Here is a 23,588-nt window from a genome sequence, read left to right as displayed (position 1 = left end):
GGGTGTGCCCGGCGGGGGGTGGGGGTGCGGGCGGCACGGCCGGGCTCCGGGCGGCCGGGTGGGGCGCGCCGCGTCTCGGGTGCGATCCGAATTTACTCCAGGTAGTCGCGCAGGACCTGGGAGCGCGACGGGTGGCGCAGCTTCGACATCGTCTTCGACTCGATCTGGCGGATGCGCTCGCGGGTGACGCCGTAGACCTGGCCGATCTCGTCCAGGGTGCGCGGCTGGCCGTCGGTGAGGCCGAACCGCAGCCGCACGACGCCCGCCTCACGCTCGGACAGGGTGGCCAGCACCGACTGGAGCTGGTCCTGCAGCAGCGTGAAGGAGACCGCGTCCACCGCCACCACGGCCTCGCTGTCCTCGATGAAGTCACCGAGCTGGCTGTCGCCCTCGTCGCCGATGGTCTGGTCGAGCGAGATGGGCTCCCGGGCGTACTGCTGGATCTCCAGCACCTTCTCCGGGGTGATGTCCATCTCCTTGGCCAGCTCCTCCGGGGTGGGCTCGCGGCCCAGATCCTGGAGCAGCTCGCGCTGGATGCGGCCGAGCTTGTTGATGACCTCGACCATGTGCACCGGGATGCGGATGGTGCGGGCCTGGTCGGCCATCGCGCGGGTGATCGCCTGCCGGATCCACCAGGTGGCGTAGGTGGAGAACTTGTAGCCCTTGGTGTAGTCGAACTTCTCGACCGCGCGGATCAGCCCCAGGTTGCCCTCCTGGATCAGGTCCAGGAACGCCATGCCGCGGCCGGTGTAGCGCTTGGCCAGCGACACCACGAGCCGCAGGTTGGCCTCCAGCAGGTGGTTCTTGGCGCGCTCGCCGTCGCGCACGATCCACCGCAGATCGCGGCGCATCTGCGGCTGCAGCTTCTCGCTCTCCTCCTCGGACTTGCGCACCCGCTCCGCGGCGTAGAGGCCGGCCTCGATCCGCTTGGCGAGTTCGACCTCCTCCTCGGCGTTGAGCAGGGCGACCTTGCCGATCTGCTTGAGGTAGGCGCGGACCGAGTCGGCGGAGGCGGTCAGCTCGGCGTCCTTGCGCGCCTGCCGCAGCGCCTCGGACTCCTCCTCGTCCCAGACGAAGTCGCTTTCCTTGGTCTCCTTGGGGTCCTTCTCCTCCGGCTCGTCGACGGTGTCGTCGACCGGTTCCACCTCGACCTCCTCCAGATCGGCCAAGTCGGGGCTCTCCGGCTCCTCGGACTCCTCGCCGTCGGGGCCGTCGGCGGACTTCTTGGCCGCCGGTGCCGCCTTGGCGGCGGGCTTCTTGGCCGCCCGGGCGGCGGGCTTGGCGCCCGCGGCTCTCTTCGCCGTCGTCTTGGTCGCGCCCGTCAGCTCTTCTTCGTCTGCCGGTGAGCTCTTGGCCGTCTTGGCGGCGCTCGCCGACGCGGTGGAGCGTCGGGTTGCGGTTCGTGCGGCTGCCACGTACGCCCTTTCACAACTGTCCATAACGGCTGCGCCCGAGGTGGAAAAGCCCTGGTCACTGCCGGAGTTCGGGGGAGAACCCGGTGGCTTGTTCAGCGCGGGTCTGTTCCATTGTAGCGACGCACGGCGTGTCCTCGGGACACGCCAACGTCGAATGTCGCGGCGGAGTGCCCCAAGGGGACCTCTCCGCGTGCGGTGTCAGGATTCCGCGGCCAGTGTGGCGGCCACGGCGGCGCCCACGATGCCCGCGTCGTTGCGGAGTTCGGCAGGCACGACCTTGGTGCGCACGTCGAGCATCGGCAGCCACTTGTCGGCCTTCTTGCTGACCCCGCCGCCGACGATGATGAGGTCGGGCCAGATCAGGTTCTCCAGGCCGTTGATGTAGCGGGTCACCCTGGCCGCCCACTCCTCCCAGGACAGCCCCTCCTCGTCCTTCACCGACGCCGCGGCGCGGGTCTCCGCGTCGTGGCCGTCGATCTCCAGGTGGCCGAACTCGGTGTTGGGCACGAGCTTGCCGTCGAGGAACAGCGCGCTGCCGATGCCGGTGCCGAAGGTCAGCAGCACGACAACGCCGTCCTGGTCGCCCGGCCAGCCGTAGCGGATCTCGGCCATGCCCGCGGCGTCCGCGTCGTTGAGCACGACCACCTGGCCCGCGTCCCGGCCGAGGCGCTTGGTGAACAGCGCGCCCGCGTCGGCCTCCAACCAGGACTTGTCGATGTTGGCCGCGGTTTTCGCGGTGCCCTTCTTGATCACCGCGGGCAGCGTCACGCCGACCGGGCCGTCCCAGTCGAACCGGGTGACGATGTCGCCCACGACCTCCGCGACGGCCTCCGGCGTGGACGGGGTCGGGGTCGCGATCCGAACCCGCTCGCCGTCGAGCTTGCCCGCCGTCAGGTCGACCACACAGCCTTTGATGCCCGAACCGCCGATGTCCACGCCGAAACCGCGGGTTGCACCCATCCCCGGGTCCTTTCGTACTCGATTCAGAACCAACGCCGCAGAGATTAGCCGCCCGCGCTGACGTGTGGTCGGATGGCCGTGTGGGCAGCACAGCGCCGGACCTGGCCGAGATCGCCGTCGTGATCGCCGCGGAGGCGGCCGAACTCGCCAGGACCACCAGGGAGAGCGCCATCCGCGACGTCGACACCAAATCGACGGCCACCGACGTGGTCACCGCGGCCGACCGAGCCGCCGAACGCCTGATCCGGGCCCGCCTGGCCGAGTTGCGCCCGGCCGACGCGGTCTTGGGCGAAGAAGACGGCGGCACGGCGGGGGACGGCGTCACCTGGGTGGTCGACCCCATCGACGGCACCGTGAACTACCTCTACGGCTACCCCTGGTACGCCGTGTCGGTCGCGGCCCAGGTCGGCGGCGTGTCCGTCGCGGGGGCCGTGGTGGAGCCCGCGAGCGGCCGCCGCTGGACCGCCGCACGTGGCCACGGCGCCTGGCTCGACGGCCGCCCGCTGCGCGTGTCCGCGCCCGCGTCGCTGGACGTCGCGCTGGTGGCCACCGGGTTCGCCTACGCGGTGGACCGGCGACAGTCCCAGGCCGCGGCCGTGGCCCGGCTGCTCGGCGTCGTGCGCGACATCCGGCGCTCCGGGTCGGCGGCGCTCGACCTCTGCGCGGTCGCCGCGGGCTGGGTCGACGGCTACGTCGAGCGCGGCCTGTCGCGGTGGGACTGGGCGGCGGGCGCGCTGATCGCGGCGGAGGCGGGGGCGGTGGTGTCGCTGCCAGGGGACTCCCCGGAGCTGGGCGCGGACGCCGTGTTCGCCGCCGCGCCGGGGGTGGCGGACGAGCTGGCCCGCGCCCTGGTCACGGCGGGCATGGGCGCGTTCTGACGCGGGTCAGCAGCGGGTGGTGCGGGCGGCGTCGATCAGGTCGGCCTCGACCGGGGCCGCCGCCGTGCCGTCGGCCTGCAGGCCGCCCTGGTTGTCCGGGTTGGCCTGGACGAACTCCGCGAGCTGTTCCAGCACCTTGCGGGCCTCCGGCTTGGGCTTGAGGTGATCGAACCGCTTGCCGACGGCCAGGTCGACGGTGCCGTCCTGGCGCTCGTCGCGCAGGAGTTCGGCGCACGGTTCGAGGATGCTCAGCGTGCGGGCCACGGCCACGCCCTGCTGGCCGAACCGGATCTGCGCGCGGCAGTTCAGCGAGCCGCCGGGGTAGAGGATGTCGTTCTCCGGCGGGGCGATCTGGGTGAACCCGAGCTCGCGCAGCGTCTCGGTCACGGCGCCTGCCAGCCGGTTCTGCCCGCTGGCGTTGACGACACGGACCAGAGAGCCCGCCGCGGGCGCGGGCGCGGTGCGGTCGAGGGCGTCGCCGTCCAGTGGCCTGCCGAGGGTCGGGACGGTCTCGCCCTCCACCGCCACCACGGCGGGCGGCGGCTGGCACGACTCGACCGCGGTGGCCGCGTCGTCGGTCCGCAGCACCCGGAACCAGACGATCGTCGCGGAGAGACCGAGGACGGCGATCAGGATCAGCGCAGGCAGCGGCCTGCGCTTGCGGTACCGCTGCCGCGGTCGCCTGCCGCTCGTCACGTTCCCGGCCGCCACGTGCGGGCCCTCCCTACGGACACCATGCCCAAACCCCCGCAGGCATCGGAATCGGGTCCTCCCGACTCGACCATCGGTTGCTGATCAGCATATTCGTTTCAACGAGGTTCGCGGCTCGCGGATACCGGTCGTGTCGCAGTCGGTATACGCGGGCCGTATAGATAGCCTTCAGCTACCACTCGGTAGCGTATGGTGACCCTTCGCTGGCATCGCACCACGTGCGCGGGCCGACGGCAAGCCCCATAAGTCAGGACGTCGGACGTCGCTGGAGGGTTGTCGCCGCGGGCCGTTGTCGGGTCGAAATACACCCGGTCGGGTGATGCGGTGCACGAGCGGGCGGCGCGTGGGCTACCCTCTGCCCGCTCCGGTCGCCGAGGACGGTCAGCCGAATCGATTCTGATGGGCTCGAACCCCCGACGCGACCGCCGAGACCCCCGTCACAGAACCGACGGGCACAAACCGGGGCGCTGGAACGTTGACCAGCGGCACGACCACATCCTGATGGACCGCAGGGGTGAAAGAAGATGGCTACCGACTACGACGCACCACGTCGCAGCGAGGCGGACGATCTCGCTGAGGACTCGCTCGAAGAGCTCAAGGCGCGGCGGAACGAAAATCAATCCGGTGTCGTCGACGTGGACGAGACGGACACGGCGGAGAGCTTCGAGCTCCCCGGCGCCGACCTGTCCGCACTCTCCGGCGAAGACCTCACCGTTCGCGTGGTGCCCAAGCAGGCCGACGAGTTCACCTGCTCGAAGTGCTTCCTTGTGCACCACCGCAGCCGACTGGCCGAGGACAACAGCGGCGTTTTCGTCTGCCGCGACTGCGCGTAACCCGCATCCTCGGCCGCGACCGCGACGAGGGGGTGAACAGCCGGGTACCAGAGTGTCGGTGCCCGGCTGTCGGTTATGCCGTCGGCGCTTCCGCGCGCAGCGCCGCGATCAGCTCCTCGGGTCGTCGCGTGCTGAACAGCCAGTACGGCGTCGGGTCGGCCGGGTCGGTCACCTCGACGCGGACCAGCGGGCCGACCCAGCCGCGGTGCGTCACGTAGGCCGCCGGGTCCAGGTTGGGCCCGAGCGCCTTGCGCTTGCCCTTGGCGGGGAACACCTCGACCGCACCCGCGTGCGCCAGCGGCAGGTGCGCGTCGGCGACCCACAGCTCGCCGCCCGCGACCGCGACCCGGGTGCGGCCGAACCGCACGATCAGCAGCAGGGTCAGCGGGAGGATCAGCACATACGGCAACCACGCCCGCACGCCCGGGTAGCCCATGTGCACCTCGGCGGCCAACAGCCCGGCCGCGACCAGCGGCAGCGGCCACAGGTACCAGGTCACATACAGCCGTTCGGCGTACCGCGGCGCGGCCCGCTCCGCGGGGGCGGCCGACGCGGGCGCCCCCGTGCCCGAGGTGTCCGTCACGCCACCAGAGTAGTCTCGCCGCTCGTGCCCAGCGTGGAGGTACTCCTCACCCGGTTGGATCCGGCCGTTCCCCTGCCCTCGTACGCCCGACCGGGCGACGCGGGGGCCGACCTGGTGACGACGACGGACGTCGTGATCGCCCCGGGGGAGCGGGTGACCGTCGGCACCGGCATCGCGATCGCGCTGCCCGAGGGCTACGCGGGGTTCGTGCACCCGCGCTCGGGGCTGGCCGCGCGGGCGGGGCTGAGCGTGGTCAACTCGCCGGGCACGATCGACTCGGGCTACCGCGGCGAGATCAGGGTCTGTTTGATCAACCATGACCCGCGGGAGGCCGTCAGCCTGCGCCGCGGCGACCGGGTCGCGCAGCTCGTGGTGCAGCGGGTGGAGCACGCGGTGTTCCGCGAGGTGGCCGAGCTGGGCGAGTCCCGGCGCGGTGCCGGCGGATATGGATCGACCGGCGGACACGCCGTGCTCTCCGGGCCTGCGGGGTCGGGGAACGGGACGGAGGACTAGTGGGACTGTTCGGGCGCGGGCGCCGCAAGCGCGACGCGGGGGAACCGGTGGCACGGCACGACGAGGCCGGTGCCGTCGAGGACTACGACGACGAGGACTACGACGACGAGGACGGTGCCGTGGGGACCCACCCCGATGGGCCCTACGACGAGGCCGACGCGCCGGACGACGACTTCCCCCGGCTCGACCTCGGCTCGGTGCGCATTCCGGTGCCCGACGGCGCCCAGCTCCAGGTCGAGATGGACCCGGCGGGCCCGGTGCGGGCGGTGCACGTGCTCACCCCGGTCGGGCAGCTCACCCTCAACGCCTACGCGGCGCCGCGCTCCGGCGGCCTCTGGCGCGAGGTGTGCGGCGAACTCGCCGAGCAGTTGCGCGGCGACGGCGCCACCGTCCGCAGCGCGGTCGGCGACTGGGGCCAGGAGCTCACCGCCGCCCTCGGCGAGGTGTCGCTGCGCTTCATCGGCGTCGACGGCCCGCGGTGGATGCTGCGCGGTGTCGTCGCCGGCCCACCGGAGCTGGCCGACACCAGCGCGGGCGCGCTGCGCGAGCTGGTCCGCAACACGGTGGTCGTGCGCGGCACCCTGCCGATGCCGGTGCGCACGCCGCTGCAGATCGACCTGCCGCAGGCGATCGCCGAGCACATTGCGCAGGCACAGACCGAACAGCCACCCCAATAGGCAGGCCGCGGCCCCACAACCGCCACCACCGACTCAAGCGCCGCGGGCGCGCAGCAGACCCAGCACCGCGGCACGGCCCAGCGCCTCCCGGTCCACCCCCACGATCTCCAGCCGCGTGGTGCACAGGGCCGCGCGGGGCAGCGCGCGGGCCCACGCGGCAGCGACCTCGGCCGGGTGCACCGGATCGTCCACACAGGCCGCGACCCCGGCGGGCACGTCGATCTTGGCCAGTTCGTCCAGGGTCGGCGCGGGCCGGACCGCGACGGCCAGCGAGTCGGCCAGGCCGAGGCCGTAGCCGGTCCACGCGCGCGTCAGCTCGGCGGCCAGCCACGGCGCCACACCGGCCACCGCGGAGTCCAGCGCGGCGGCCGCGCCCCGGGCGCGGATGTCGGCCGCGCCGAACGTCGCCGCGACCGCCGCGGGGGCGTCGTCAGGCTCGCCGGACCACCCGGGCAGCGCGAGCAGCAGCCCGGCGCACAGGTCGGGGTTGCGCAGTGCCCACTCGACCGCGAGGTGGGCGCCCAGCGAGATCCCGCCCGCGATGATCGGCCCGGCCGCCGCGGCCGCGTCCAGGGCCGCGAGATGCGCCGCGACCAGGTCCGGTCCGGGCACCGGGGCGGGGGTCACGGCCCGCAGGCCGACCGCGGCCAGCGGCACCTCGAATACCGCACGGACGAACACGTCATCCGATCCCGTGCCCGGGATCAGCACGGCCGCGTGCGGCTGGATCACACTCACGCTTCGATCCTTGTCCCCGCGGTGCCTGGCGCGGTTACGCTTGATTGTGCATGGGTTGGCAGTCGGGGCCGACCCCACCACAGGAGCGGGATCACATGGGCACCAAGGGGGACGGTTATTGGCACCGTCTGGTCAAGAAACTCACCACGGACGTGGAACAGCTCGACGCGGACGATCTCTCGGCGCAGGCCGAGCGGCAAGGTGCCCGGCGCGCCTGCGACTGCCAGTCCGGTGACGAGGTCACCGTGCTCGGCCGCTTACGCAGTGTCGAGCTGTGCCCGCGGGACGCGGTCGCCACGCTGGAGGCGGAGCTGTTCGACGGAACCGACGGGGTCACACTAGTCTGGCTCGGTCGTCGTCGGATCCCGGGCATCGAGCCCGGTCGGACCGTCAAGGCGCAGGGCCGGATCGCGGTCCGCGACGGCCGCAAGGTGCTCTACAACCCCTACTACGAGTTGCAGACGACCCTATGACGAAACCGGCCGCGAAGGTCAACCACCAGTCCGACGACGAGCCGCAGCCCACCCTGCTCGAACAGATGGGGGGGATCAGCGGTCTGATCTACTCGTCGGTCCCGGTGGTGGTGTTCGTGCTCGCCAACGCCTTCTTCGGCCTGACGATCGGCATCTGGAGCGCGCTCGGCAGCGCGGTCCTCATCACGGTCCTGCGGATCGTGCGCAAGGAGCCGCTGCAGCCCGCGATCTCCGGGTTCTTCGGCGTCGGCATCGCCGCGTTCATCGCCTACCAGACCGGCTCGGCGAAGGGGTTCTTCCTCTTCGGCATCTGGACCAGCCTGGTCTACGGCGGGGTGTTCCTGGCCTCGATCCTGGTGCGCAGACCGCTGGTCGGCGTGATCTGGTCGCTGCTCAACGGCAGCGGCCAGAGCTGGCGCACGGACAAGCCGTCGGTGCGGGGCTACGACCTCGCCACGCTCACCTTCGTCGGCGTGTTCGCGGCCCGCTACGTGGTGCAGAGCTGGCTCTATGACGAGGATCTCACCGGCTGGCTCGCGTTCGCCCGGCTCGCCATGGGCTACCCGCTGTTCGCGGTGGCGCTCGCCGTCACCGTGTGGGCTGTCCGCCGTGCTCAGCACCGTCAAGCCGAGCGTGAGACGACCCAGGGTGCCGACGACGACGCCGTGGAGGCGCGGCTGCGGGAGAAGTACGGCGAACCCGCCTGAGCCCCATTCGCTATGACGAAGGCCACCGTCCGCCCGGACGGTGGCCTTCGTTCTTCTGTCCGTAATCCGGTGACCTCGAATTCTCGCGTAGACTTACGGTTACGTAACCGTAGGAACGTCTTGGGGGAGACGCCCGACAACCCGAGGTAGCCGCCGCTGTGACGACCACCCTTGAGACCACTCCTCCCCCCGTGCAAGGCCCGAAACCGCTCATCGGCAGGCGCCGTGGCGGCGTCGAGCAGTTGGGTGTGCAACTGTTCGTGATCATCCCGCTGCTCGCCCTCGGCGCGGCTGTGCCGTTCGCCTGGGGCTGGGGCCTCGGCTGGGCCGACGTGGCCATCGCGACGGCGTTCTTCATCGTCTCCGGCCTCGGTGTCACCATCGGCTACCACCGGCTGTTCACCCACGGCTCGTTCAAGGCGAACCGCGGGCTCAAGATCGCACTCGCCGTCGCGGGCGGCATGTCCGCGCAGGGCTCGGTCATCGAGTGGGTCGCCGACCACCGCCGCCACCACGCCTTCTCCGACCGCGAGGGCGACCCGCACTCGCCGTGGCTGTTCGGCACCGGCCCGGTCGCGGTCGCCAAGGGCTTCTGGCACTCGCACATGGGCTGGCTGTTCGACCGCGACCGCACCAACGTGGAGCGCTTCGCGCCGGACCTGCTCGCCGACCCGGACCTCCGCAAGGTCGACAAGCTGTTCCCCGCGCTGACCGTGATCTCGATGCTGCTGCCCGCCCTGCTCGGCGGCCTCGTCACCTGGTCGTGGGCGGGCGCGCTGTCGGCGTTCTTCTGGGGCGGGATCATCCGGGTCGCGCTGCTGCACCACGTGACCTGGTCGGTCAACTCGATCTGCCACATGGTCGGCGAGCGCCCGTTCAAGTCCAGGGACAAGGCCGCGAACTTCTGGCCGCTGGCCATCATCAGCTTCGGCGAGTCGTGGCACAACTCCCACCACGCCGACCCGACCTCGGCCCGACACGGTGTGCTGCGCGGCCAGTTGGACATCTCGGCCCGGCTGATCTGGGTGTTCGAGAAACTGGGCTGGGCGACCGACGTCCGCTGGCCCACCCCGGACCGCATAGCCAAACTCCGCGTCAACGCCTGACCGGATTCGCACCACCGACCCCCGAGTCGGCGGCATTCGCCGCTGCCGCTCGGGGGTTCGGCACGTCTGAGTGGAACTACTCATCTCCGTAGCCACTCGGCACCCCAGCGTGTCCGGCTGCGTCATACTTCTCGACGGTTCGCGATCGAGGGGGATGACGTGCCAGACGACGACCGCCTGAAGCGGAACTTCAGAACCGACCTGAACGAACTCGCTGAGGTGGCTAGTGTGCGGCTGCCTGAGCTGCGGGAGCTGCTATTGCAGCAGGTGAGCGCCTTCAACCGGTTCGAGGGTTTGTCCCCCTCGACCATGGCGCCCAATGTCGAGAGTGCGTTCTACGCGCTGAACGGGACACTGCGGGAGCGGATGCGGCGGGCGGGCACGGTCGTCGAGGCGACGGCCGAGGCGTTGCACGACATCGCCCAGCTCTACCGGCGAGCCGATGGGCAGGTGTAGACCATGACCGAGCAGACCCAGTGGCCGGACGACAACCTGATCGCCGACCTCATCTATCGGATGACCCGGGAGTACACCGAACTGTTGACTCACGAGCTGATGGACGCCGACGGCGACCTCTCCGGTCTGCCGGGGAGTCCGGCGGATGTCGACACTCGGCTGTGGGTCGAGGTGACCGACCTGCTCGTGCTCTCCCCACCGAGGATCTGGGACGCCTTCCACAGTTTCGACGAGGCGGGCAGCGAGTCCTACAACACCAATGTCGACGACGGGGTCGCCTACCTGGCGAATGCGCTGGCCGACTGGGACGGCCCCGCCGCCACCGCGTTCAGTCAGCACGTTTCGAGCATTCGCGGGTTTCTGGACGCGCACCGGGGCTATGTCGAGGAAATGCTGCTGGGCTACGCCGCCGCCTACAAGCTGGCGGTGCAGGTCCGGGAAAGCTACCAACATCTCGTTGAGGAGTGGATCGAGGTCTCCCGCCAGTTCCGGGAGGACGACGACGAACGGCGGCGGGCGGTCAAGATCAAGGTGGGGGCGGGTGTGCTCGGCGCCGTGCTGGCAGCGGCCACCGGCGGTGGCGCTGTGGCGGTGGGTCTGGGTGCCTCCTCGGCCATTCTCGGCGCGGCAGCCGAAGAGTCCACCGCGGAACTCGGTGGAACCACCGGCGGGGACGTCTGGCAGTCGTATGAGAAGGCGTTCCGCAAGTTGGCCGACGCCAATGAGGCGAGCATGGAGGAAATTCGGAAGTTCACCCAGGACGCGAACGATCGGATAGCCGGTGAGAAAATCGCGCTGTACGAACCGCTGCCTTCTGTGACGGATGTGGACAGCCCCGACTTTCGCTACGAGCACTTCTACCACGACTCCGTCGGGGGTGGCTACTCTCACGACGTCGACGTCGCGCGGCCGAAGTATGTGAACGAGAAGAATGCGTCGGGTTTCCGGGCGGACAGCCCGATCACGTTGGTCTTGGACGGTGGCTGAATGTTGGGAAACAAGGTTGGTTTGCTCGGTCTCGTAGTGCTGATGGGCACGGTGACCGCGTGTTCGAACCCGGGCTCGGAAAGCCCGCCACCGCAGACCTCCAGCGCGCCCCCGTCCTCCACGAGCGCACGCGCGGTGGCGCCCGAGGTGGAAAGACCGCTCAGCCTTGGCGACCACTGGATGAAGCCGTGTGAACTTCTTCATGTGTGGATGCCGGAGAATCTCGGCTTCGGCGAAACCGAGGGCCAACCCGATCGGACCGAGAATGCCACCACCTGCAGGTGGGCGGCAACGGACCCGAAGATCGACTCGGCCGTCAGTCTGGAAATCGCCGCGTACCCGGACACGGACATCCTGGGTGATGCCTATGCCAACACTCCGGCGACACCGGGGGTATTCAAACCCACCTCACTGATAATTCCCAGATTACCTGCGGCATACGTGCGCTATGACCCGCTGGTTTGTGCCGTTGTCGTCGGCCTGTCGGACCGGCAAGGTCTCAAGGTGACCTACGGCCGACAGAAATCCGTGCCCATCGAGGTGGCCAAGGACAGTTGTTTCTTCGCGTTCATGGCCGCCTCGGACATTGTCGGCAATCTCAGGAACGGGAACTGACCATGGGATGGCGACTAGTCGAGGTGGGGAGTCCGGGCTGAGCGGAGGAATCCGGCGAGGGTGCCTGGGGAGAACAGGAGTGCCGGGCCGGTCGGGTGTTTGGAGTCGCGGACGGCGAGTCGGGCGGGTAGCTGGGCCAGTTCGACGCAGCCTGCCGCGTTGTCACTGCGGCTGCTCTTGCGCCAGCGCGCGTTCGCCAGGGCTGCCGCGTCGGTGGTGCTGTAGGTCACGTGATCTCCTTGGCGACCTCCCTGATGAGGTCGCGCGACTCGTCGGCGCTCAGCGCCGATTGCATGGACTCGGCGAGAGCCACAGTGTATTCCCGGACCTGCTGGTGCCGTTCGATGATCGTCAGTGTGGTCAGGGTCTCCTGCCAGACGATGTTCGGCAGCCCCGGTGAGTCGAACGAGAGCACGGTGAACGGGCCGCCCAATGCGGGGTGTGCGCCCGCGGTGAAGGGCAGGACGCGGATCTCGATGTGTTCGTGTTCCTCGGCGGCGGCCACGAGATGGTCGAGTTGGCGGCGCATCACCTCGGGGCCGCCGACCTCCTGGCGCAGGACCGCCTCGCTGAGCAGCGCGGTCAGCCGCAGCGGGTGCTCGCCGGTCAGCCGCCGCTGCCTGGCGAGCCGGACCTCGCAGCGCGGCTCCACCTCGGTCAGCCGGATGTAGGGCGAGCCACCCCGAATCACGGCCTTGGCGTAGTCCTCGGTCTGCAACAGGCCGTGCACCAGCGAGCCCTGGTACACCGAGACGCACGCGGCCCCGTATTCCAGGCCGAGGTAGCGGATGAACTCGTCGCCGAAGAGCCAGGTGTAGCGGTGGTACCAGTCGCGGTGGTCGGCGTCCGCGCGCAGCTCCTGCAGGTGTTGCTGCCCGTCGGCGTCGAACTCGAAGAGCTGGGCCAGCCGGGTGAGGTTGGCGGCGGTGACCTTCTTCTTGCCCGCTTCGACGGCGGAGAGATTCGGCTGCTGCATCTGCACCGCCCGCGCGGCGCCCCCCACCGACAGCGCGAGGTGCTCGCGACGCTCACGCAACCGGAGTCCGAGTTCCCATGCGGCCACGACGGCGGAGGGTGACATGGACCCATCATGCCCGATGCACATGATCCAGAGCGTAGATTCACTCAATCGAGCGATTGGTGGTCAGATATATATCTGTCAGGATGGTGTTCGACAACGGGAGGTCATGATGTTCATGGATTCGGGAGCGACACGGGTGTCGGCGACGATCGATGTCGGCGAGGACACTGGCATGCACGCTGTGGTGGACCAGGCGAACGGCGCCATCGAGTTGCGCCTGGGCGCCGACAGCTACCTGTTTCTCACGCGCCGGGGCGCGGCGAAACTGTTGGACACGTTGGAACGCGCACGCGTCAGTGGCCCAGGGCTTTTCTGATCTCGCCCTCGACATTGGCCGAGGCCACGAACAGCAGTTCGTCGCCGCCTTCGACCGGTTCGTCCGGCTGCGGCACGATCACCCGGCCGCCGCGCAGGATCGTGACCAGGGCGGCGTCGCGCGGGAGTTTCATTTCGCGGACCGGGCGGCCTGCCCACGGGGTGTCGTCGGGCAGGGTCATCTCCACCAGGTTGGCCTGGCCCTGCCGCAGCGTCAGGAGCTGCACCAGGCCGCCGATGCTCACCGCCTCCTCCACCATCGCGGCCAGCACGCGCGGCGTGGAGACCGCCACGTCGACGCCCCACGCCTCGGTGAAGAGCCACTCGTTCGAGGGGACGTTGACCCGGGCGACCACGCGGCGGACCGCGAAGACGGTCTTGGCCAGCAGCGACACCACCAGGTTGACCTTGTCGTCGCCGGTGGCGGCGATGACGCAGTCGCAGAGCTGCAGGCCCGCCTCCTCCAACGACGCCAGCTCGCACGCGTCGGCGAGTACCCATTCGGCCTGCTCGACGGTGTGCGGCTCGAACTGGCCCGCCTCGCGCTCGATCAGCATGACCTGGTGGTCGCCGCCGACCAGCTCGGCGGCGATGGACCGGCCGACGGCCCCGGCCCCCGCGATCGCGACCCGCATCAGTGCCCCTCCTCCGGCGCCTGCGCGGCGGCCGTCGTGACCTCGCTGACCGTGCCCGACAGGGCGGCCACGTACACCTGGTCGTCGGCCTGGATCACCGTCTTGGACTCCGGCAGCACACCGGTGCCGAACCGCATCAGGAACGCGACCCGCGAGCCGGTGGCCGCCTGGAACTCGCGGACCGTGCGGCCGACCCAGCCCTCGCTGACCGGCACCTGCAGCAGCGCGACCTTGCCCGTCTGGTCGCGCCACGCCGAGGCCACGCCGTCGGGCAGCAGGGTGCGCAGCAGGCGGTCGGTCGTCCAGGGCACCGTGGCCACCGTCGGGATGCCGAGCCGCTCGTAGACCTCGGCGCGCTTGGGGTCGTAGATCCGGGCGACGACATGGTCGACGCCGAAGGTCTCACGCGCCACGCGGGCGGAGATGATGTTGGAGTTGTCGCCGCTGGAGACCGCGGCGAAGGCGGCCGCGCGCTCGATGCCCGCCTCGATCATGACCTGCCGGTCGAAACCGGGGCCGACGACCTGCTGGCCGTGGAAGTCCGCGCCGAGTCTGCGGAACGCCTGGGCGTCCTTGTCGATGACGGCCACGGTGTGGTCCAGGCGCTCCAGCGCCGAGGCCATCGAGGCCCCGACGCGGCCGCAGCCCATGATCACCACGTGCACGACCGGCCTCCTCGCAGTGGGCAAAGCACCAAAACGGACACCTGTCCACCCGCTCATCGGGTGACACGGACGAACCTACCGGTGGTCGCTCCGCGGCGGTGACCGGACCGCGCCTACGCTGTTCGCCCGTGGCTGAGATCGCAAGCGTGACCGACTGGACCGGGCGTCGGGTCGAGGTCGAGGTCGGCGCCGTGGCGCACGGCGGCCACTGCGTCGCGCGCGCCGAGGGGCGCGTCGTGTTCGTCCGGCACGCGCTGCCCGGCGAGCGGGTCGTGGTCGAGATCACCGAGGACCGCGGCGGCTCGTTCTGCCGCGGCGACGCCGTCGACGTGCTGACCGCCTCACCCGAACGGGTGGCGCCGCCCTGTCCGCTCGCCGCCCCCGGCGGCTGCGGCGGCTGCGACTGGCAGCACGCCTCCGCGCGCGAGCAGCGCGCGCTCAAGGCCGCCGTCGTCGCCGAGCAGCTCCAGCGGCTCGCCGGGCTCGACTGGGACGTCGAGGTGGAGGAACTGGCAGGCGGGCTCACGCACTGGCGCACCCGGACCCGGCTCGCCGTCGACAGCGCGGGCCGCGCCGGGTTCCGCGCGCACCGCAGCCACCGCGTGGTCCCGGTGCGCGACTGCGTGATCGCCGCGCCCGGCACCGTCGACGCCGTCATCAGTCGCGAGTGGACACCGGGCGCGGAACTCGACGTGTCGGTCGACGCCACCGGGCGGACGCACGCCAGCGAACTCGTGCCCGTCGGCAGACGCACCCGCGCGCACCGCGTGCTCGGCTCGGCCACCGCCGTGGAACTGGCCGCCCGCCGCGAATGGCGGTTGGACGCGCACGGCTTCTGGCAGGTCCACCCGGACGCGGCCGACCTGCTGGCCGAACTGGTGGCGGAGTGGGCGCAGGCCCCGATCGACGGCTGCGCCTGGGATCTCTACGCGGGCGTCGGCCTGTTCGCGGCCGTGCTGGCCGGTCAAGTCGGTCCACAAGGGACGGTTGTGGCGGTGGAATCGTCCCACCGGGCCGCCGAGGACGGCGCGGACAACCTGTCGGACCTGCCCCAGGTGCGCGTGTTCGCGGGCCGGGTGGAGGACGTGCTCGCCGCCGCCGACCTGCCCGCGCCGGGCGTGGTCGTGCTCGACCCGCCGCGCAAGGGCGCAGGCCGCGAGGTCGTCGACGCCATCGCCGCCCGCGCGCCGGATCGGATCGTCTACGTCGCCTGCGATCCGGCCGCCCTGGCCCGCGACGTGGCCTCGTTCGCCGGACACGGCTACGCCCTCACCCGGCTGCGCGCGTTCGACACTTTCCCGATGACCCACCACGTGGAGTGCGTGGCCCTGCTCGAACAGCGCTGACCGTCCACAGAGGACGCGCGGGTCGACGGCGGGGTGGCCGCTGGTGCGCTGCCCGCCGCGCACCAGCGCTTCGGCAGACCCGCTAGCGGGGGTTGCGTTCGGCGGGATGCCTGTGCGGCAACGGGTTTCCCACGGCGGGGCCGTGCGGAAACGCGCCCGGCCCGCGCGGGTTTCCGCCCGGCGGAGTATTGGGGTGGAACGGGACGCCGGGCCGTGCCTGCGGCCCGCCGGCGGGCAGTTCGATTCCGCCCGGCGGCGTGTGCGCGGCCTGGGTCTCGCTCGACACCGCGGGCGGCAGGCCCGCGCGGACGCGGAACCAGTCCGGGATGTTGTCCTCGGACCTGGGGAAGAACCGCAGCTCGTCGGCGAACCCGATCGGTGGCGGCACCCGCCGCCACGGGGGCTCGACGTCCGGCTCAAACTCCACCGTGAACGTTCCCGGCGGCTCGATCACGTACACCGCCGACAGCCATGTCCCGCGCCCCGGTCGGTACATCCCGCCACGCATCCGGCCCAGGCCCTCGACCACCTCGACCGGCGGGCGCACCGGGTGCTGGTCGCCGTCGGGGCCGGTGACGGCCACGTCGACCTCGACGTGTCTACCCACCGACCGGTATTCCGCGCGGATGCGCTGCCAACCAGGCCCGGCGGCGCGCACCAGCGCCCGTCCGACCTCTTTGGTCACTCTGTCCTGCTCGGCTTGCGCCATCACCGACTCGGTCATCGTTGTCCCCCAGCGAGAAAAGTCCCCTGTCCATGCCCCCGTGCGGGCTCCGACCTTACCGGGTCGGCAGCGTCGCCAGAGTCGGGTTCGGCCCGAACGAGAGACCCAACCCGAACGGGTGAACGCCCCACGCCTGCACCGCGAACCGGGTCAGGTGGCCCGCGACCCGCAGCGTCGCGTCGTTCGCGGGGGACACCAGCGTCTGCCCGTTCCCCACGACCGGCTGCCGGTCGGCCCAGATGGCGGCGCCGACCGGGACGGGCGTCGCCTCCACCACGGACAGCAGTGTGTCACCGCTCGGGCGGACCAGCATCAGCACGCACGGCTCGACCGGCACCGTCCAGCCGCCCGTCTCGACGGCGACGAACTCGCCGCGCGTGGCGGCGGCGTGCACCCGGTCGCCGATCCACCGGTACAGGTCGGTCAGCGCCTCGTCGGTGGCGGCCGCGTGCGCCTCCTCGGCGGTCGCCGGCACCAGGTCGTGGCTCTCGGCGACGATCTCGCCGTCGGCGCTCGGGTAACGGGCGGTGAGCATCATCGTGGCCCGCCCGGCGGCGAGCAGCGCGATCTCCCGGTAGCGCCGGGTGTCGATCTCCGCGCGGGACACCGTGCCCATCCCGAGCCTGCCGAGCACCGGAGCCGGGTCGGCGAGCCGCCAGTAGGACACCTGCCCCTGGTGCCACAGCGGCAGGTACCCGCCGACCGGCAGCCCGATGGCCGCGGTCTCCAGCACGTCCCCCGCCTCGACGGACGGCATCGGCGCCGCGTCCGGTGCGGCGGGATGGTCGATGCCCACGGTCGGGGCCGCGTCGACCGGCACGAAGTCGGGAAGGCAGGCGAAGCGCGGGTCGACCCGCGCGGTGGCGACCGTGTGGTGGGCCCAGGCCCGGATACGGCTCAGCGGGTGGTCGGGGAAGTGCGGGTCCCAGCGCGGGTCGTCGGCGGCGTTGGCGCGCAGCTCCGGGGCATACGGGTGTGCCGGGAAACACGCGGCAGGCCCGAGCTGCGCCACGACAGCCGCCTCCCGCGTCCCCGTGCCCGGCCCCTCCGCCGCCCGCATCGACAGCACCGCGCTGCACCGCGCCTTGGCCAGGGTGAAGCTCCCGACGAACACCATGCCGGTGGGTCTGCCCGGATGCGGCATCTTCACGATCTGGAACAGCGCCCGCACCGAATCCACCGTGAAGACCCACGCCTCCACCAGCCCGCCGCCCTCGGCCGCGCAGGTGGCGGCCAGCGCGCGGCGCAGCCCCGCCTGGTCGGACAGCGGCGCGGGCAGGTCGGGAACGAGGTCGGAGTAGGTGCTGATGACGAGGTCCGCCGAGTCGCCGACCTGCCAGGAGTGCTGGTCGACCGGCCGCAGACCCGCGGTGTCGAAGGCGATGGGCACCCGTCCGAGCATAGGGAGCCCGCGGGTGTGGACGGTGCGGGTCCCGGGGGATGTGGCCGACACCGCCACCGGATCGGCCGCTCTCGCTCGTAGACTGGATCGCGCCGGCAAGAGGCGGGAACCCGGCGAGAGCAGGAGACCAGCCATTTGACGACAAGGACGAGGTGACGCTGCGGTGACGCTGCTGGAATCCGTGCAGGTGCCCGCCGATCTGAGGCGGTTCACGCACGAGGAGTTGGACCGGCTGTCCGTCGAGATCCGGTCTTTCCTGGTGGACAAGGTCACTCGAACGGGTGGACATCTGGGGCCGAATCTGGGGGTTGTCGAGCTGACCATCGCGCTGCACCGGGTGTTCGACTCGCCTCGCGACGCGCTGCTGTTCGACGTCGGCCACCAGGGCTATGTCCACAAGATGCTGACCGGCCGGTGCGCCGGGTTCGACGAGCTGCGCCAGCAGGGCGGCATCTCGGGCTACCCGTGCCGCGCTGAGAGCGAGCACGATCTGGTGGAGAACAGCCATGCCTCCACCGCGCTGTCCTACGCGGACGGCCTCGCCAAGGCTCACCAACTGCGCGGTGAGCGGCGCAGCGTGGTCGCCGTGGTCGGCGACGGCGCGCTCACCGGCGGCATGTGCTGGGAGGCGCTGAACAACATCGCCGCGGGCGCCGACCGCTCGGTGGTCATCGTCGTCAACGACAACGGCCGCTCCTACTCGCCGACGATCGGCGGGTTCGCCGACCACCTGGCCGCGCTGCGGCTGCGCCCGGGCTATGAGCGGGCGCTCGAAGGCGGCAAGCGGGTGTTGCAGGGCACCCCCGTCGTCGGCAGGCCGATCTACGCGGCGCTGCACGCGGCCAAGCGCGGCATCAAGGACGCGCTGAGCCCGCAGGCGATGTTCGAGGACTTGGGCCTGAAGTACCTCGGCCCGGTCGACGGCCACGACTTCGAGGCGCTGGAGGGCGCGCTGCGCCGGGCCAAGGACTTCGGCGGGCCGGTCATCGTGCACGCCGTCACCCGCAAGGGCAACGGCTACCCGCTCGCCGAGAACGACGAGCTGGACCAGATGCACCAGACCGACCCGATCGACCCGGTCACCGGCAAGCCCCGCAAGTCCAAGGGCACCGCGTGGACCACGGTGTTCGCCGACGAACTCGCCGCGATCGGCGCCGAGCGCGCGGACGTGGTGGCGATCACCGCCGCGATGCTGCGCTCCACCGGCCTGGCCCCGTTCGCCGAGCGCTTCCCCGATCGCTGCTTCGACGTGGGGATCGCCGAGCAGCACGCGATCACCTCGGCGGCGGGCATGGCCATGGCGGGCCTGCACCCGGTCGTCGCGATCTACTCGACGTTCCTCAACCGCGCGTTCGACCAGCTGCTGATGGACGTCGCGCTGCACCGGCAGCCGGTGACCGTCGTGCTCGACCGCGCGGGCATCACCGGCCCTGACGGCGCGAGCCACCACGGCATGTGGGACCTGTCCATCCTGGGCGTCATCCCCGGCATCCACATCGCCGCCCCGCGCGACGCGGCCACCCTGCGCGAGGAACTGCGCGAGGCCGTCGCGATCGACGACGGCCCGTCGGTGCTGCGCTTCCCCAAGGCCACCGTCGGCGAGGACATCGCCCGCCTGGACCGTGTTGGCGTGGCCGACGTGCTGCGCCGCCCCGGCCCGGGGGAGACCAACGACGTCCTTCTGGTCACCGTGGGGTCGTTCGCCGAACTCGGCCTCGCCGCCGCCGAGCGGCTCGCCGACCAGGGCATCGGCGTGACCGTGGTCGACCCGCGCTGGGTCGCGCCGGTCCCCGCCGAACTCGCGACCCTGGCCGCCGAGCACCGCCTGGTCGTCTCGGTCGAGGACAGCGGCAGGCACGGCGGTTTCGGCTGGGCGCTCGCGGCGCTGCTCCGCGATTCCGATGTGGACGTTCCGCTGCGCGACCTGGGCATCCCCAACGAGTTCCACGCCCACGGCACCCGCGACGAGGTGCTGGTGCGGCTGGGCCTGACCGCGCAGGACATCGCGCGCCGGGTCACCGGCTGGGCCTCGGACCTGCTCGGCCGCACGGCGCCCGCCGCCGAGGAGCAGGCGGGCAAACTGGGACACTAGAGCGGCTGGGTGGTCCCGTAGGACCGGGCGATCACCTGCCGCTCGTACTCGGCACGCTGGGTGCGGTCCAGGGTTCTGGGCGCACCCAGCGTCGCCGCGCGCCAGTACAGCTCGCAGCCCCACTCCAGCAGCAGCGCCCGCGACACGGCGGTCTCCAGGTCCGCGCCGTGGGTCAGGGCGCCGTGGTTGGCCATCAGCACGGCGGTGCGCCCGTCGAGGGCGTCCAGCACGACGTCGGCCAGCTCCGCGGTGCCGAAGGTCCGGTAGGGCGCCACCGGCACCGGTCCGCCCAGCTCGACGAGCTGGTAGTGCACGCACGGCAGTTCGTCCAGCACCAGCGACAGCGCCGTGGCCATCGGCGCGTGCGTGTGCACGACGGCGCCCGCCCGGTACCGCCGGTACACCCCGAGGTGCAGGTCCAGCTCCGAGGTCGGCGCCAGCGTCCCCTCCACGACCGCCCCGGTGGGATCGATCACGGTGACGTGCTCGGCCCGCAGCTCCGACAACCTCGCCCCGGTCGGCGTGATGGCGATCAGGTCGCCCTGGCGGGCGCTGACGTTGCCCGCCGTGCCCAGCACCAGGCCCTCGGCCGCCAGCCGCCGGGACTCCTTTGCCACCCGTTCGCGCACCGCACGCAGCATCATGGTGCCGATCATGCCCAACCGGGACGGTCCCGTGCGCGGTGTGGCACCGTTGTGGGGTGCGGATTCTGATCGTGGAGGACGAGGAACCCCTGGCCGAGGCCATCGCGCGCGGACTGCGCCGCGAGGGGATGGCGGTCGACGTCGCGTTCGACGGCGACGAGGGGCACGAGAAGGCGACCATCACCCGGTACGACGTGGTGGTGCTCGACCGGGACCTGCCCGGCATGCACGGCGACGAGTTGTGCCGCGAGATCGTCGCCTCCGGCGCGCTGACCAGGGTGCTCATGCTCACCGCCAGCGACGCCGTGGCGGACCGTGTCGAGGGGCTCTCGCTGGGCGCCGACGACTATCTGGCCAAGCCGTTCGCCTTCCCCGAGCTGGTCGCCCGGGTGCGCGCGCTGGCCCGGCGGGCCACCCCGGTCACCCCGCCCGTGCTGGTCGCGGGTGATGTCGCGCTCGACCCGGCGCGTCGCACGGTGTCGCGGTCGGGGCAGCCGGTGGAGCTGACCCGCAAGGAGTTCGGCGTGCTGGAGGTGCTGCTCGGCGCGCGTGGCTCGGTGGTCAGCAGCGAGGAGCTGCTGGAGCGGGTGTGGGACGAGAACGCCGACCCGTTCACCACCACCGTGCGGGTGACGGTGATGACGCTGCGCAAGAAGCTCGGCGAGCCGGGCGTGATCGACACCGTGGTCGGCTCGGGCTACCGGGTGCCGTCGTCGGCGGGTGACCAGGGCAACGGCCAGGGGTGACCGGACGCCGTCGCGGCCCGGGGCTGCGCGCCAGGATCACCCTGCTCACCACCGGCCTGGTGGCCGCGGTGAGTGTGCTGCTGCTGTGGCTGGGCTGGCTGCTGGCCGGGGGAGTGGTGGCGTCGGTGCCGTCGCTGCCCGCGGGCAGCACCGTGGTCGTGGGCGGGGTGCCGGTGGCCGCGGAGAAGCTGGCCGAGGCGCTGGCCCGGGACGCGCGCGAGCGGGTGCTGCTGGCCGGGTCGGTCGCGTTCGTCTGCGTCGTGGCGGCCACCGCGCTGCTCGCGTGGGTCATCACCGGCCGCGTGCTGCGTCCGCTGCGCGAGGTCACCGCGACGGCGCACCGGCTGTCGGTGGAGTCGATGGGCGAACGCATCGGCCACCGCGGCGCCCGCGACGAGGTCGCCGAACTCGCCGACACCTTCGACGCCATGCTCGACCGGCTGCAGGCCGCGTTCTCCGCGCAGCGCCAGTTCGTCGCCAACGCCAGCCACGAGCTGCGCACCCCGCTGGCGGTCATCCGCACCGAGCTGGAGGTCACCCTCGCCGACCCGGCCGCCGACGAGGCCGAGCTGCGTCGGATGGCCGAGGTGGTCCGCGCGGCCACCCTGCGCGCGGGCCAGCTCGTCGAGGGCCTGCTGGTCCTCGCTCGCACCGACAGCCTCGGCGTGGGGGTGACCGGCCCGGTCGACCTGGCCACCGTCGTCGCGGGCGCGTGGCGCTCGACCCGCGCGGAGGCGCGACTCCGCGGCATCACCGCCCACTTCAACGACGGTCCGGCCCCTGTCGTCGGCGACGCCGCACTGCTGGAACGGGTCGCGGGGAACCTGCTGGAAAACGCCGTCCGCCACAACGTCGACGGCGGCTGGCTCGATGTGCGCACCCAGTGCGGTCCACAGTGGACAACCCTGGTGGTGGGCTCGTCCGGCCACCCGATCGACCCCGATCGGGTCCCTGAACTGTTCGAGCCGTTCCGCCGCGGCGGCGTGGACCGCACGGCGCACACGGGCACCGGGTTGGGGCTGTCGATCGTGCGGGCGGTGGTGCTGGCGCACGGCGGCCGGGTGAGCGCGGAACCCGTCCCTGGGGGTGGTCTGACCGTCACCGTGCACCTGCCGGTCGCGCGCGGCTGACCCGTCAGTGCATCGCGAGCGGATAGGTGTCCGGGTAGTTGACCGTGCACACCAGCGCGTCACGGCGCGCGGGCGCATCGGGCGCGCTGGTCAGCGGTGAGGCGGTGTGCCGGAACTGCTTGTCCCGGAAGACGACCATTTCGCCGGGTTCGAGGGTGTCCTTGAGGACGATCTCGGAGTCCATGCCGTAGAGAACCGTCTCGCCGCCGCCGCCGATCTTGTCCACGACGTAGATGAAGACGAATTCCTCGCCGTCCTGGTGCGGCTTGGTGACCACGTTCGTATAGGTCCTGAACATATTGACGCCGAAGGTCCCCCGGTCCTGCCGCAGCGCCGTGGGAATCAGGTGCAGCGCGGTGCTGATCCACCGGGCGAACACGTCGTCCTGGAGAATCTCGATCCGCTCGAACTCGCGTCGATCGGGATGGTCGCCACGATTCTCGATAGCGATCGACTCGTATTCGCGTAGGTCGAGCGCGCCCGACCGCCAGTCATACCGGATGACATCGCGAGCACGTTCCCGATCGGGCGGGATGTCGCCGTCGTAGCACCGCAGGACGTCACCGGTGAAGTAGGTTCGATGAATGTGTTCGCGATCGGCATCGCTGAACTTCAGCTGCCTGCCGTGGAGGACGACATAACCATCCGATTCAAGCCGCTGGCGAGCGACGGTCAGGTGGGCGGTCGACCTGGGTAGTACGGAGGTCATCTGTTTCTCCAACGAAGCATCGACGGCCGTTCAGGTGACGTTCGGGTTCGCGACTGTTCCGCCGCTGCCTGCACGCAACGATGACGTTGCGCTAGGTGGATCCGGCCAGTCGCTGGGCAACACGATCGTGAGGATGCCGTGAATGCCGCACTGATCTTGGGAATCTCATCGACCGCCTTGTCTCTGGTTGCTCTACGCGTGGCCAGGGTGACCAACTATTTTGACCAGCTTGGTCTGCTCGTCGTTTTCGAGGCGCTGGACAGTCGCATAGTCGTCGGTTACATGGGAAACTGGATAGATCATGTGTGGCGGGCTCTCGAAGATCACGTTCTGGCCGAGCGGGCGAAGCGGGCCACGGTATACGGTGACGGTGGAGTCAGCACCGGTTATCTTGTCTTCTTCTATCATCTTGTCGTCCTTGTTCGTGAGACTCCGCCACCGATAGTC

29 protein-coding genes are annotated in these 23,588 nt (G+C 71.0%); 15 read left to right on the top strand and 14 right to left on the bottom strand.

Annotation, left to right across the window (positions count from 1 at the left end; translation table 11 throughout):
* Positions 1 to 92 precede the first annotated feature (92 nt).
* A complete protein-coding gene (locus tag ACT4N7_RS05125) occupies positions 93 to 1,415 on the bottom strand; it encodes an RNA polymerase sigma factor (RefSeq protein WP_444827404.1) in 1,323 nt (440 codons plus the stop codon).
* Between the two features lie 198 nt (positions 1,416 to 1,613).
* The gene (gene ppgK, locus ACT4N7_RS05120; protein WP_444827403.1) at positions 1,614 to 2,375 is read right to left on the bottom strand and encodes a polyphosphate--glucose phosphotransferase; all 762 of its coding nucleotides are present in this window, start codon (positions 2,373 to 2,375) and stop codon (positions 1,614 to 1,616) included.
* A gap of 80 nt (positions 2,376 to 2,455) precedes the next feature.
* Here ppgK and ACT4N7_RS05115 point away from each other — a divergent pair, with 80 nt between their 5' ends.
* Complete coding sequence (locus tag ACT4N7_RS05115; protein WP_444827402.1) at positions 2,456 to 3,253, top strand: inositol monophosphatase family protein; 798 nt, start codon at positions 2,456 to 2,458, stop codon at positions 3,251 to 3,253.
* A gap of 6 nt (positions 3,254 to 3,259) precedes the next feature.
* Here the strand turns inward: ACT4N7_RS05115 and cei are convergent, their stop codons facing one another.
* Positions 3,260 to 3,964, bottom strand: a complete 705-nt coding sequence (gene cei / locus ACT4N7_RS05110) for an envelope integrity protein Cei (protein WP_444827401.1) — start codon at positions 3,962 to 3,964, stop codon at positions 3,260 to 3,262.
* Between the two features lie 524 nt (positions 3,965 to 4,488).
* On the opposite strand from cei, the gene ACT4N7_RS05105 reads away from it, so the two are divergent.
* A complete protein-coding gene (locus tag ACT4N7_RS05105) occupies positions 4,489 to 4,797 on the top strand; it encodes a DUF4193 domain-containing protein (RefSeq protein ID WP_444827400.1) in 309 nt (102 codons plus the stop codon).
* 73 nt (positions 4,798 to 4,870) lie between these two features.
* On the opposite strand, the gene ACT4N7_RS05100 is transcribed toward ACT4N7_RS05105, so the two are convergent.
* The gene (locus ACT4N7_RS05100) at positions 4,871 to 5,380 is read right to left on the bottom strand and encodes a DUF3093 domain-containing protein (protein WP_444827399.1); all 510 of its coding nucleotides are present in this window, start codon (positions 5,378 to 5,380) and stop codon (positions 4,871 to 4,873) included.
* A 24-nt stretch (positions 5,381 to 5,404) separates the two neighbouring features.
* Between ACT4N7_RS05100 and dut the strand changes: the two genes are divergently transcribed.
* Positions 5,405 to 5,893 carry a dUTP diphosphatase gene (gene dut, locus ACT4N7_RS05095; RefSeq protein WP_444827398.1) on the top strand — a complete coding sequence of 163 codons (489 nt, stop codon included), beginning with the start codon at positions 5,405 to 5,407 and terminating at the stop codon, positions 5,891 to 5,893.
* On the top strand, positions 5,893 to 6,570 hold the full coding sequence (locus ACT4N7_RS05090) for a DUF3710 domain-containing protein (RefSeq protein ID WP_444827397.1): 678 nt from the start codon (positions 5,893 to 5,895) through the stop codon (positions 6,568 to 6,570). Before dut ends, ACT4N7_RS05090 begins: the two co-directional genes overlap by 1 nt.
* Before the next feature lie 33 nt (positions 6,571 to 6,603).
* Here the strand turns inward: ACT4N7_RS05090 and ACT4N7_RS05085 are convergent, their stop codons facing one another.
* Positions 6,604 to 7,308 carry an alpha/beta hydrolase gene (locus tag ACT4N7_RS05085; protein WP_444827396.1) on the bottom strand — a complete coding sequence of 235 codons (705 nt, stop codon included), beginning with the start codon at positions 7,306 to 7,308 and terminating at the stop codon, positions 6,604 to 6,606.
* 95 nt (positions 7,309 to 7,403) lie between these two features.
* Here ACT4N7_RS05085 and ACT4N7_RS05080 point away from each other — a divergent pair, with 95 nt between their 5' ends.
* From ACT4N7_RS05080 to ACT4N7_RS05055, 6 genes are all read left to right on the top strand, one after another.
* Positions 7,404 to 7,781, top strand: a complete 378-nt coding sequence (locus ACT4N7_RS05080) for an OB-fold nucleic acid binding domain-containing protein (RefSeq protein WP_444827395.1) — start codon at positions 7,404 to 7,406, stop codon at positions 7,779 to 7,781.
* Positions 7,778 to 8,488 carry a DUF3159 domain-containing protein gene (locus ACT4N7_RS05075; protein WP_444827394.1) on the top strand — a complete coding sequence of 237 codons (711 nt, stop codon included), beginning with the start codon at positions 7,778 to 7,780 and terminating at the stop codon, positions 8,486 to 8,488. The genes ACT4N7_RS05080 and ACT4N7_RS05075 overlap by 4 nt, the downstream gene beginning before the upstream one ends.
* Before the next feature lie 158 nt (positions 8,489 to 8,646).
* On the top strand, positions 8,647 to 9,594 hold the full coding sequence (locus ACT4N7_RS05070; protein WP_444827393.1) for an acyl-CoA desaturase: 948 nt from the start codon (positions 8,647 to 8,649) through the stop codon (positions 9,592 to 9,594).
* Positions 9,595 to 9,822: 228 nt separating this feature from the next.
* Positions 9,823 to 10,050, top strand: coding sequence for a hypothetical protein (locus ACT4N7_RS05065; RefSeq protein ID WP_444827392.1), 228 nt, complete (start codon positions 9,823 to 9,825; stop codon positions 10,048 to 10,050).
* A gap of 3 nt (positions 10,051 to 10,053) precedes the next feature.
* The gene (locus tag ACT4N7_RS05060) at positions 10,054 to 11,037 is read left to right on the top strand and encodes a hypothetical protein (protein ID WP_444827391.1); all 984 of its coding nucleotides are present in this window, start codon (positions 10,054 to 10,056) and stop codon (positions 11,035 to 11,037) included.
* A complete protein-coding gene (locus ACT4N7_RS05055; RefSeq protein ID WP_444827390.1) occupies positions 11,038 to 11,652 on the top strand; it encodes a DUF3558 family protein in 615 nt (204 codons plus the stop codon).
* A gap of 14 nt (positions 11,653 to 11,666) precedes the next feature.
* On the opposite strand, the gene ACT4N7_RS05050 is transcribed toward ACT4N7_RS05055, so the two are convergent.
* The gene (locus tag ACT4N7_RS05050; protein WP_444827389.1) at positions 11,667 to 11,882 is read right to left on the bottom strand and encodes a DUF397 domain-containing protein; all 216 of its coding nucleotides are present in this window, start codon (positions 11,880 to 11,882) and stop codon (positions 11,667 to 11,669) included.
* On the bottom strand, positions 11,879 to 12,733 hold the full coding sequence (locus tag ACT4N7_RS05045) for a Scr1 family TA system antitoxin-like transcriptional regulator (protein ID WP_444827388.1): 855 nt from the start codon (positions 12,731 to 12,733) through the stop codon (positions 11,879 to 11,881). The genes ACT4N7_RS05050 and ACT4N7_RS05045 overlap by 4 nt, the downstream gene beginning before the upstream one ends.
* Positions 12,734 to 12,842: 109 nt before the next feature.
* Between ACT4N7_RS05045 and ACT4N7_RS05040 the strand changes: the two genes are divergently transcribed.
* Entirely contained in the window at positions 12,843 to 13,049 is a 207-nt protein-coding gene (locus ACT4N7_RS05040; protein ID WP_444827387.1) for a hypothetical protein, read from the top strand.
* Here the strand turns inward: ACT4N7_RS05040 and ACT4N7_RS05035 are convergent.
* Both ACT4N7_RS05035 and ACT4N7_RS05030 read right to left on the bottom strand, forming a co-directional pair.
* Positions 13,027 to 13,683 carry a potassium channel family protein gene (locus ACT4N7_RS05035; RefSeq protein WP_444827386.1) on the bottom strand — a complete coding sequence of 219 codons (657 nt, stop codon included), beginning with the start codon at positions 13,681 to 13,683 and terminating at the stop codon, positions 13,027 to 13,029. The two genes, ACT4N7_RS05040 and ACT4N7_RS05035, sit on opposite strands and share 23 nt — an antisense overlap.
* Positions 13,683 to 14,348, bottom strand: coding sequence for a potassium channel family protein (locus ACT4N7_RS05030; RefSeq protein WP_444827385.1), 666 nt, complete (start codon positions 14,346 to 14,348; stop codon positions 13,683 to 13,685). Before ACT4N7_RS05030 ends, ACT4N7_RS05035 begins: the two co-directional genes overlap by 1 nt.
* A 128-nt stretch (positions 14,349 to 14,476) precedes the next feature.
* Between ACT4N7_RS05030 and ACT4N7_RS05025 the strand changes: the two genes are divergently transcribed.
* Positions 14,477 to 15,694 (top strand): class I SAM-dependent RNA methyltransferase, encoded by a 1,218-nt coding sequence (locus ACT4N7_RS05025; protein ID WP_444827384.1) that lies wholly within the window; start codon positions 14,477 to 14,479, stop codon positions 15,692 to 15,694.
* Between the two features lie 82 nt (positions 15,695 to 15,776).
* Here the strand turns inward: ACT4N7_RS05025 and ACT4N7_RS05020 are convergent, their stop codons facing one another.
* On the bottom strand, positions 15,777 to 16,418 hold the full coding sequence (locus ACT4N7_RS05020) for a hypothetical protein (RefSeq protein WP_444827383.1): 642 nt from the start codon (positions 16,416 to 16,418) through the stop codon (positions 15,777 to 15,779).
* Positions 16,419 to 16,473: 55 nt separating this feature from the next.
* Positions 16,474 to 17,808 carry a hypothetical protein gene (locus tag ACT4N7_RS05015; RefSeq protein WP_444827382.1) on the bottom strand — a complete coding sequence of 445 codons (1,335 nt, stop codon included), beginning with the start codon at positions 17,806 to 17,808 and terminating at the stop codon, positions 16,474 to 16,476.
* Between the two features lie 175 nt (positions 17,809 to 17,983).
* On the opposite strand from ACT4N7_RS05015, the gene dxs reads away from it, so the two are divergent.
* Positions 17,984 to 19,912: a 1-deoxy-D-xylulose-5-phosphate synthase gene (dxs, locus tag ACT4N7_RS05010; RefSeq protein WP_444827381.1), complete on the top strand. Its 1,929-nt coding sequence runs from the start codon at positions 17,984 to 17,986 to the stop codon at positions 19,910 to 19,912.
* Here dxs and ACT4N7_RS05005 read toward each other — a convergent pair.
* A complete protein-coding gene (locus ACT4N7_RS05005; RefSeq protein ID WP_444827380.1) occupies positions 19,909 to 20,556 on the bottom strand; it encodes a class II aldolase/adducin family protein in 648 nt (215 codons plus the stop codon). The genes dxs and ACT4N7_RS05005 overlap by 4 nt on opposite strands.
* Positions 20,557 to 20,612: 56 nt before the next feature.
* Between ACT4N7_RS05005 and ACT4N7_RS05000 the strand changes: the two genes are divergently transcribed.
* Positions 20,613 to 21,302, top strand: coding sequence for a response regulator transcription factor (locus tag ACT4N7_RS05000; RefSeq protein ID WP_444827379.1), 690 nt, complete (start codon positions 20,613 to 20,615; stop codon positions 21,300 to 21,302).
* The gene (locus tag ACT4N7_RS04995) at positions 21,299 to 22,432 is read left to right on the top strand and encodes a sensor histidine kinase (protein WP_444827378.1); all 1,134 of its coding nucleotides are present in this window, start codon (positions 21,299 to 21,301) and stop codon (positions 22,430 to 22,432) included. The genes ACT4N7_RS05000 and ACT4N7_RS04995 overlap by 4 nt, the downstream gene beginning before the upstream one ends.
* A gap of 4 nt (positions 22,433 to 22,436) precedes the next feature.
* On the opposite strand, the gene ACT4N7_RS04990 is transcribed toward ACT4N7_RS04995, so the two are convergent.
* Both ACT4N7_RS04990 and ACT4N7_RS04985 read right to left on the bottom strand, forming a co-directional pair.
* Positions 22,437 to 23,153 (bottom strand): 2OG-Fe dioxygenase family protein, encoded by a 717-nt coding sequence (locus ACT4N7_RS04990; protein ID WP_444827377.1) that lies wholly within the window; start codon positions 23,151 to 23,153, stop codon positions 22,437 to 22,439.
* Between the two features lie 180 nt (positions 23,154 to 23,333).
* Positions 23,334 to 23,549: a hypothetical protein gene (locus ACT4N7_RS04985; protein WP_444827376.1), complete on the bottom strand. Its 216-nt coding sequence runs from the start codon at positions 23,547 to 23,549 to the stop codon at positions 23,334 to 23,336.
* Positions 23,550 to 23,588: the final 39 nt, after the last annotated feature.

Origin of the sequence: Actinokineospora sp. (assembly GCF_052390155.1) — a bacterium.
Taxonomy (GTDB): Bacteria; Actinomycetota; Actinomycetes; order Mycobacteriales; family Pseudonocardiaceae; genus Actinokineospora.
The sequence above is the reverse complement of the archived record's forward strand: the minus strand, read 5'-3'. Positions and strand labels throughout refer to the sequence as shown.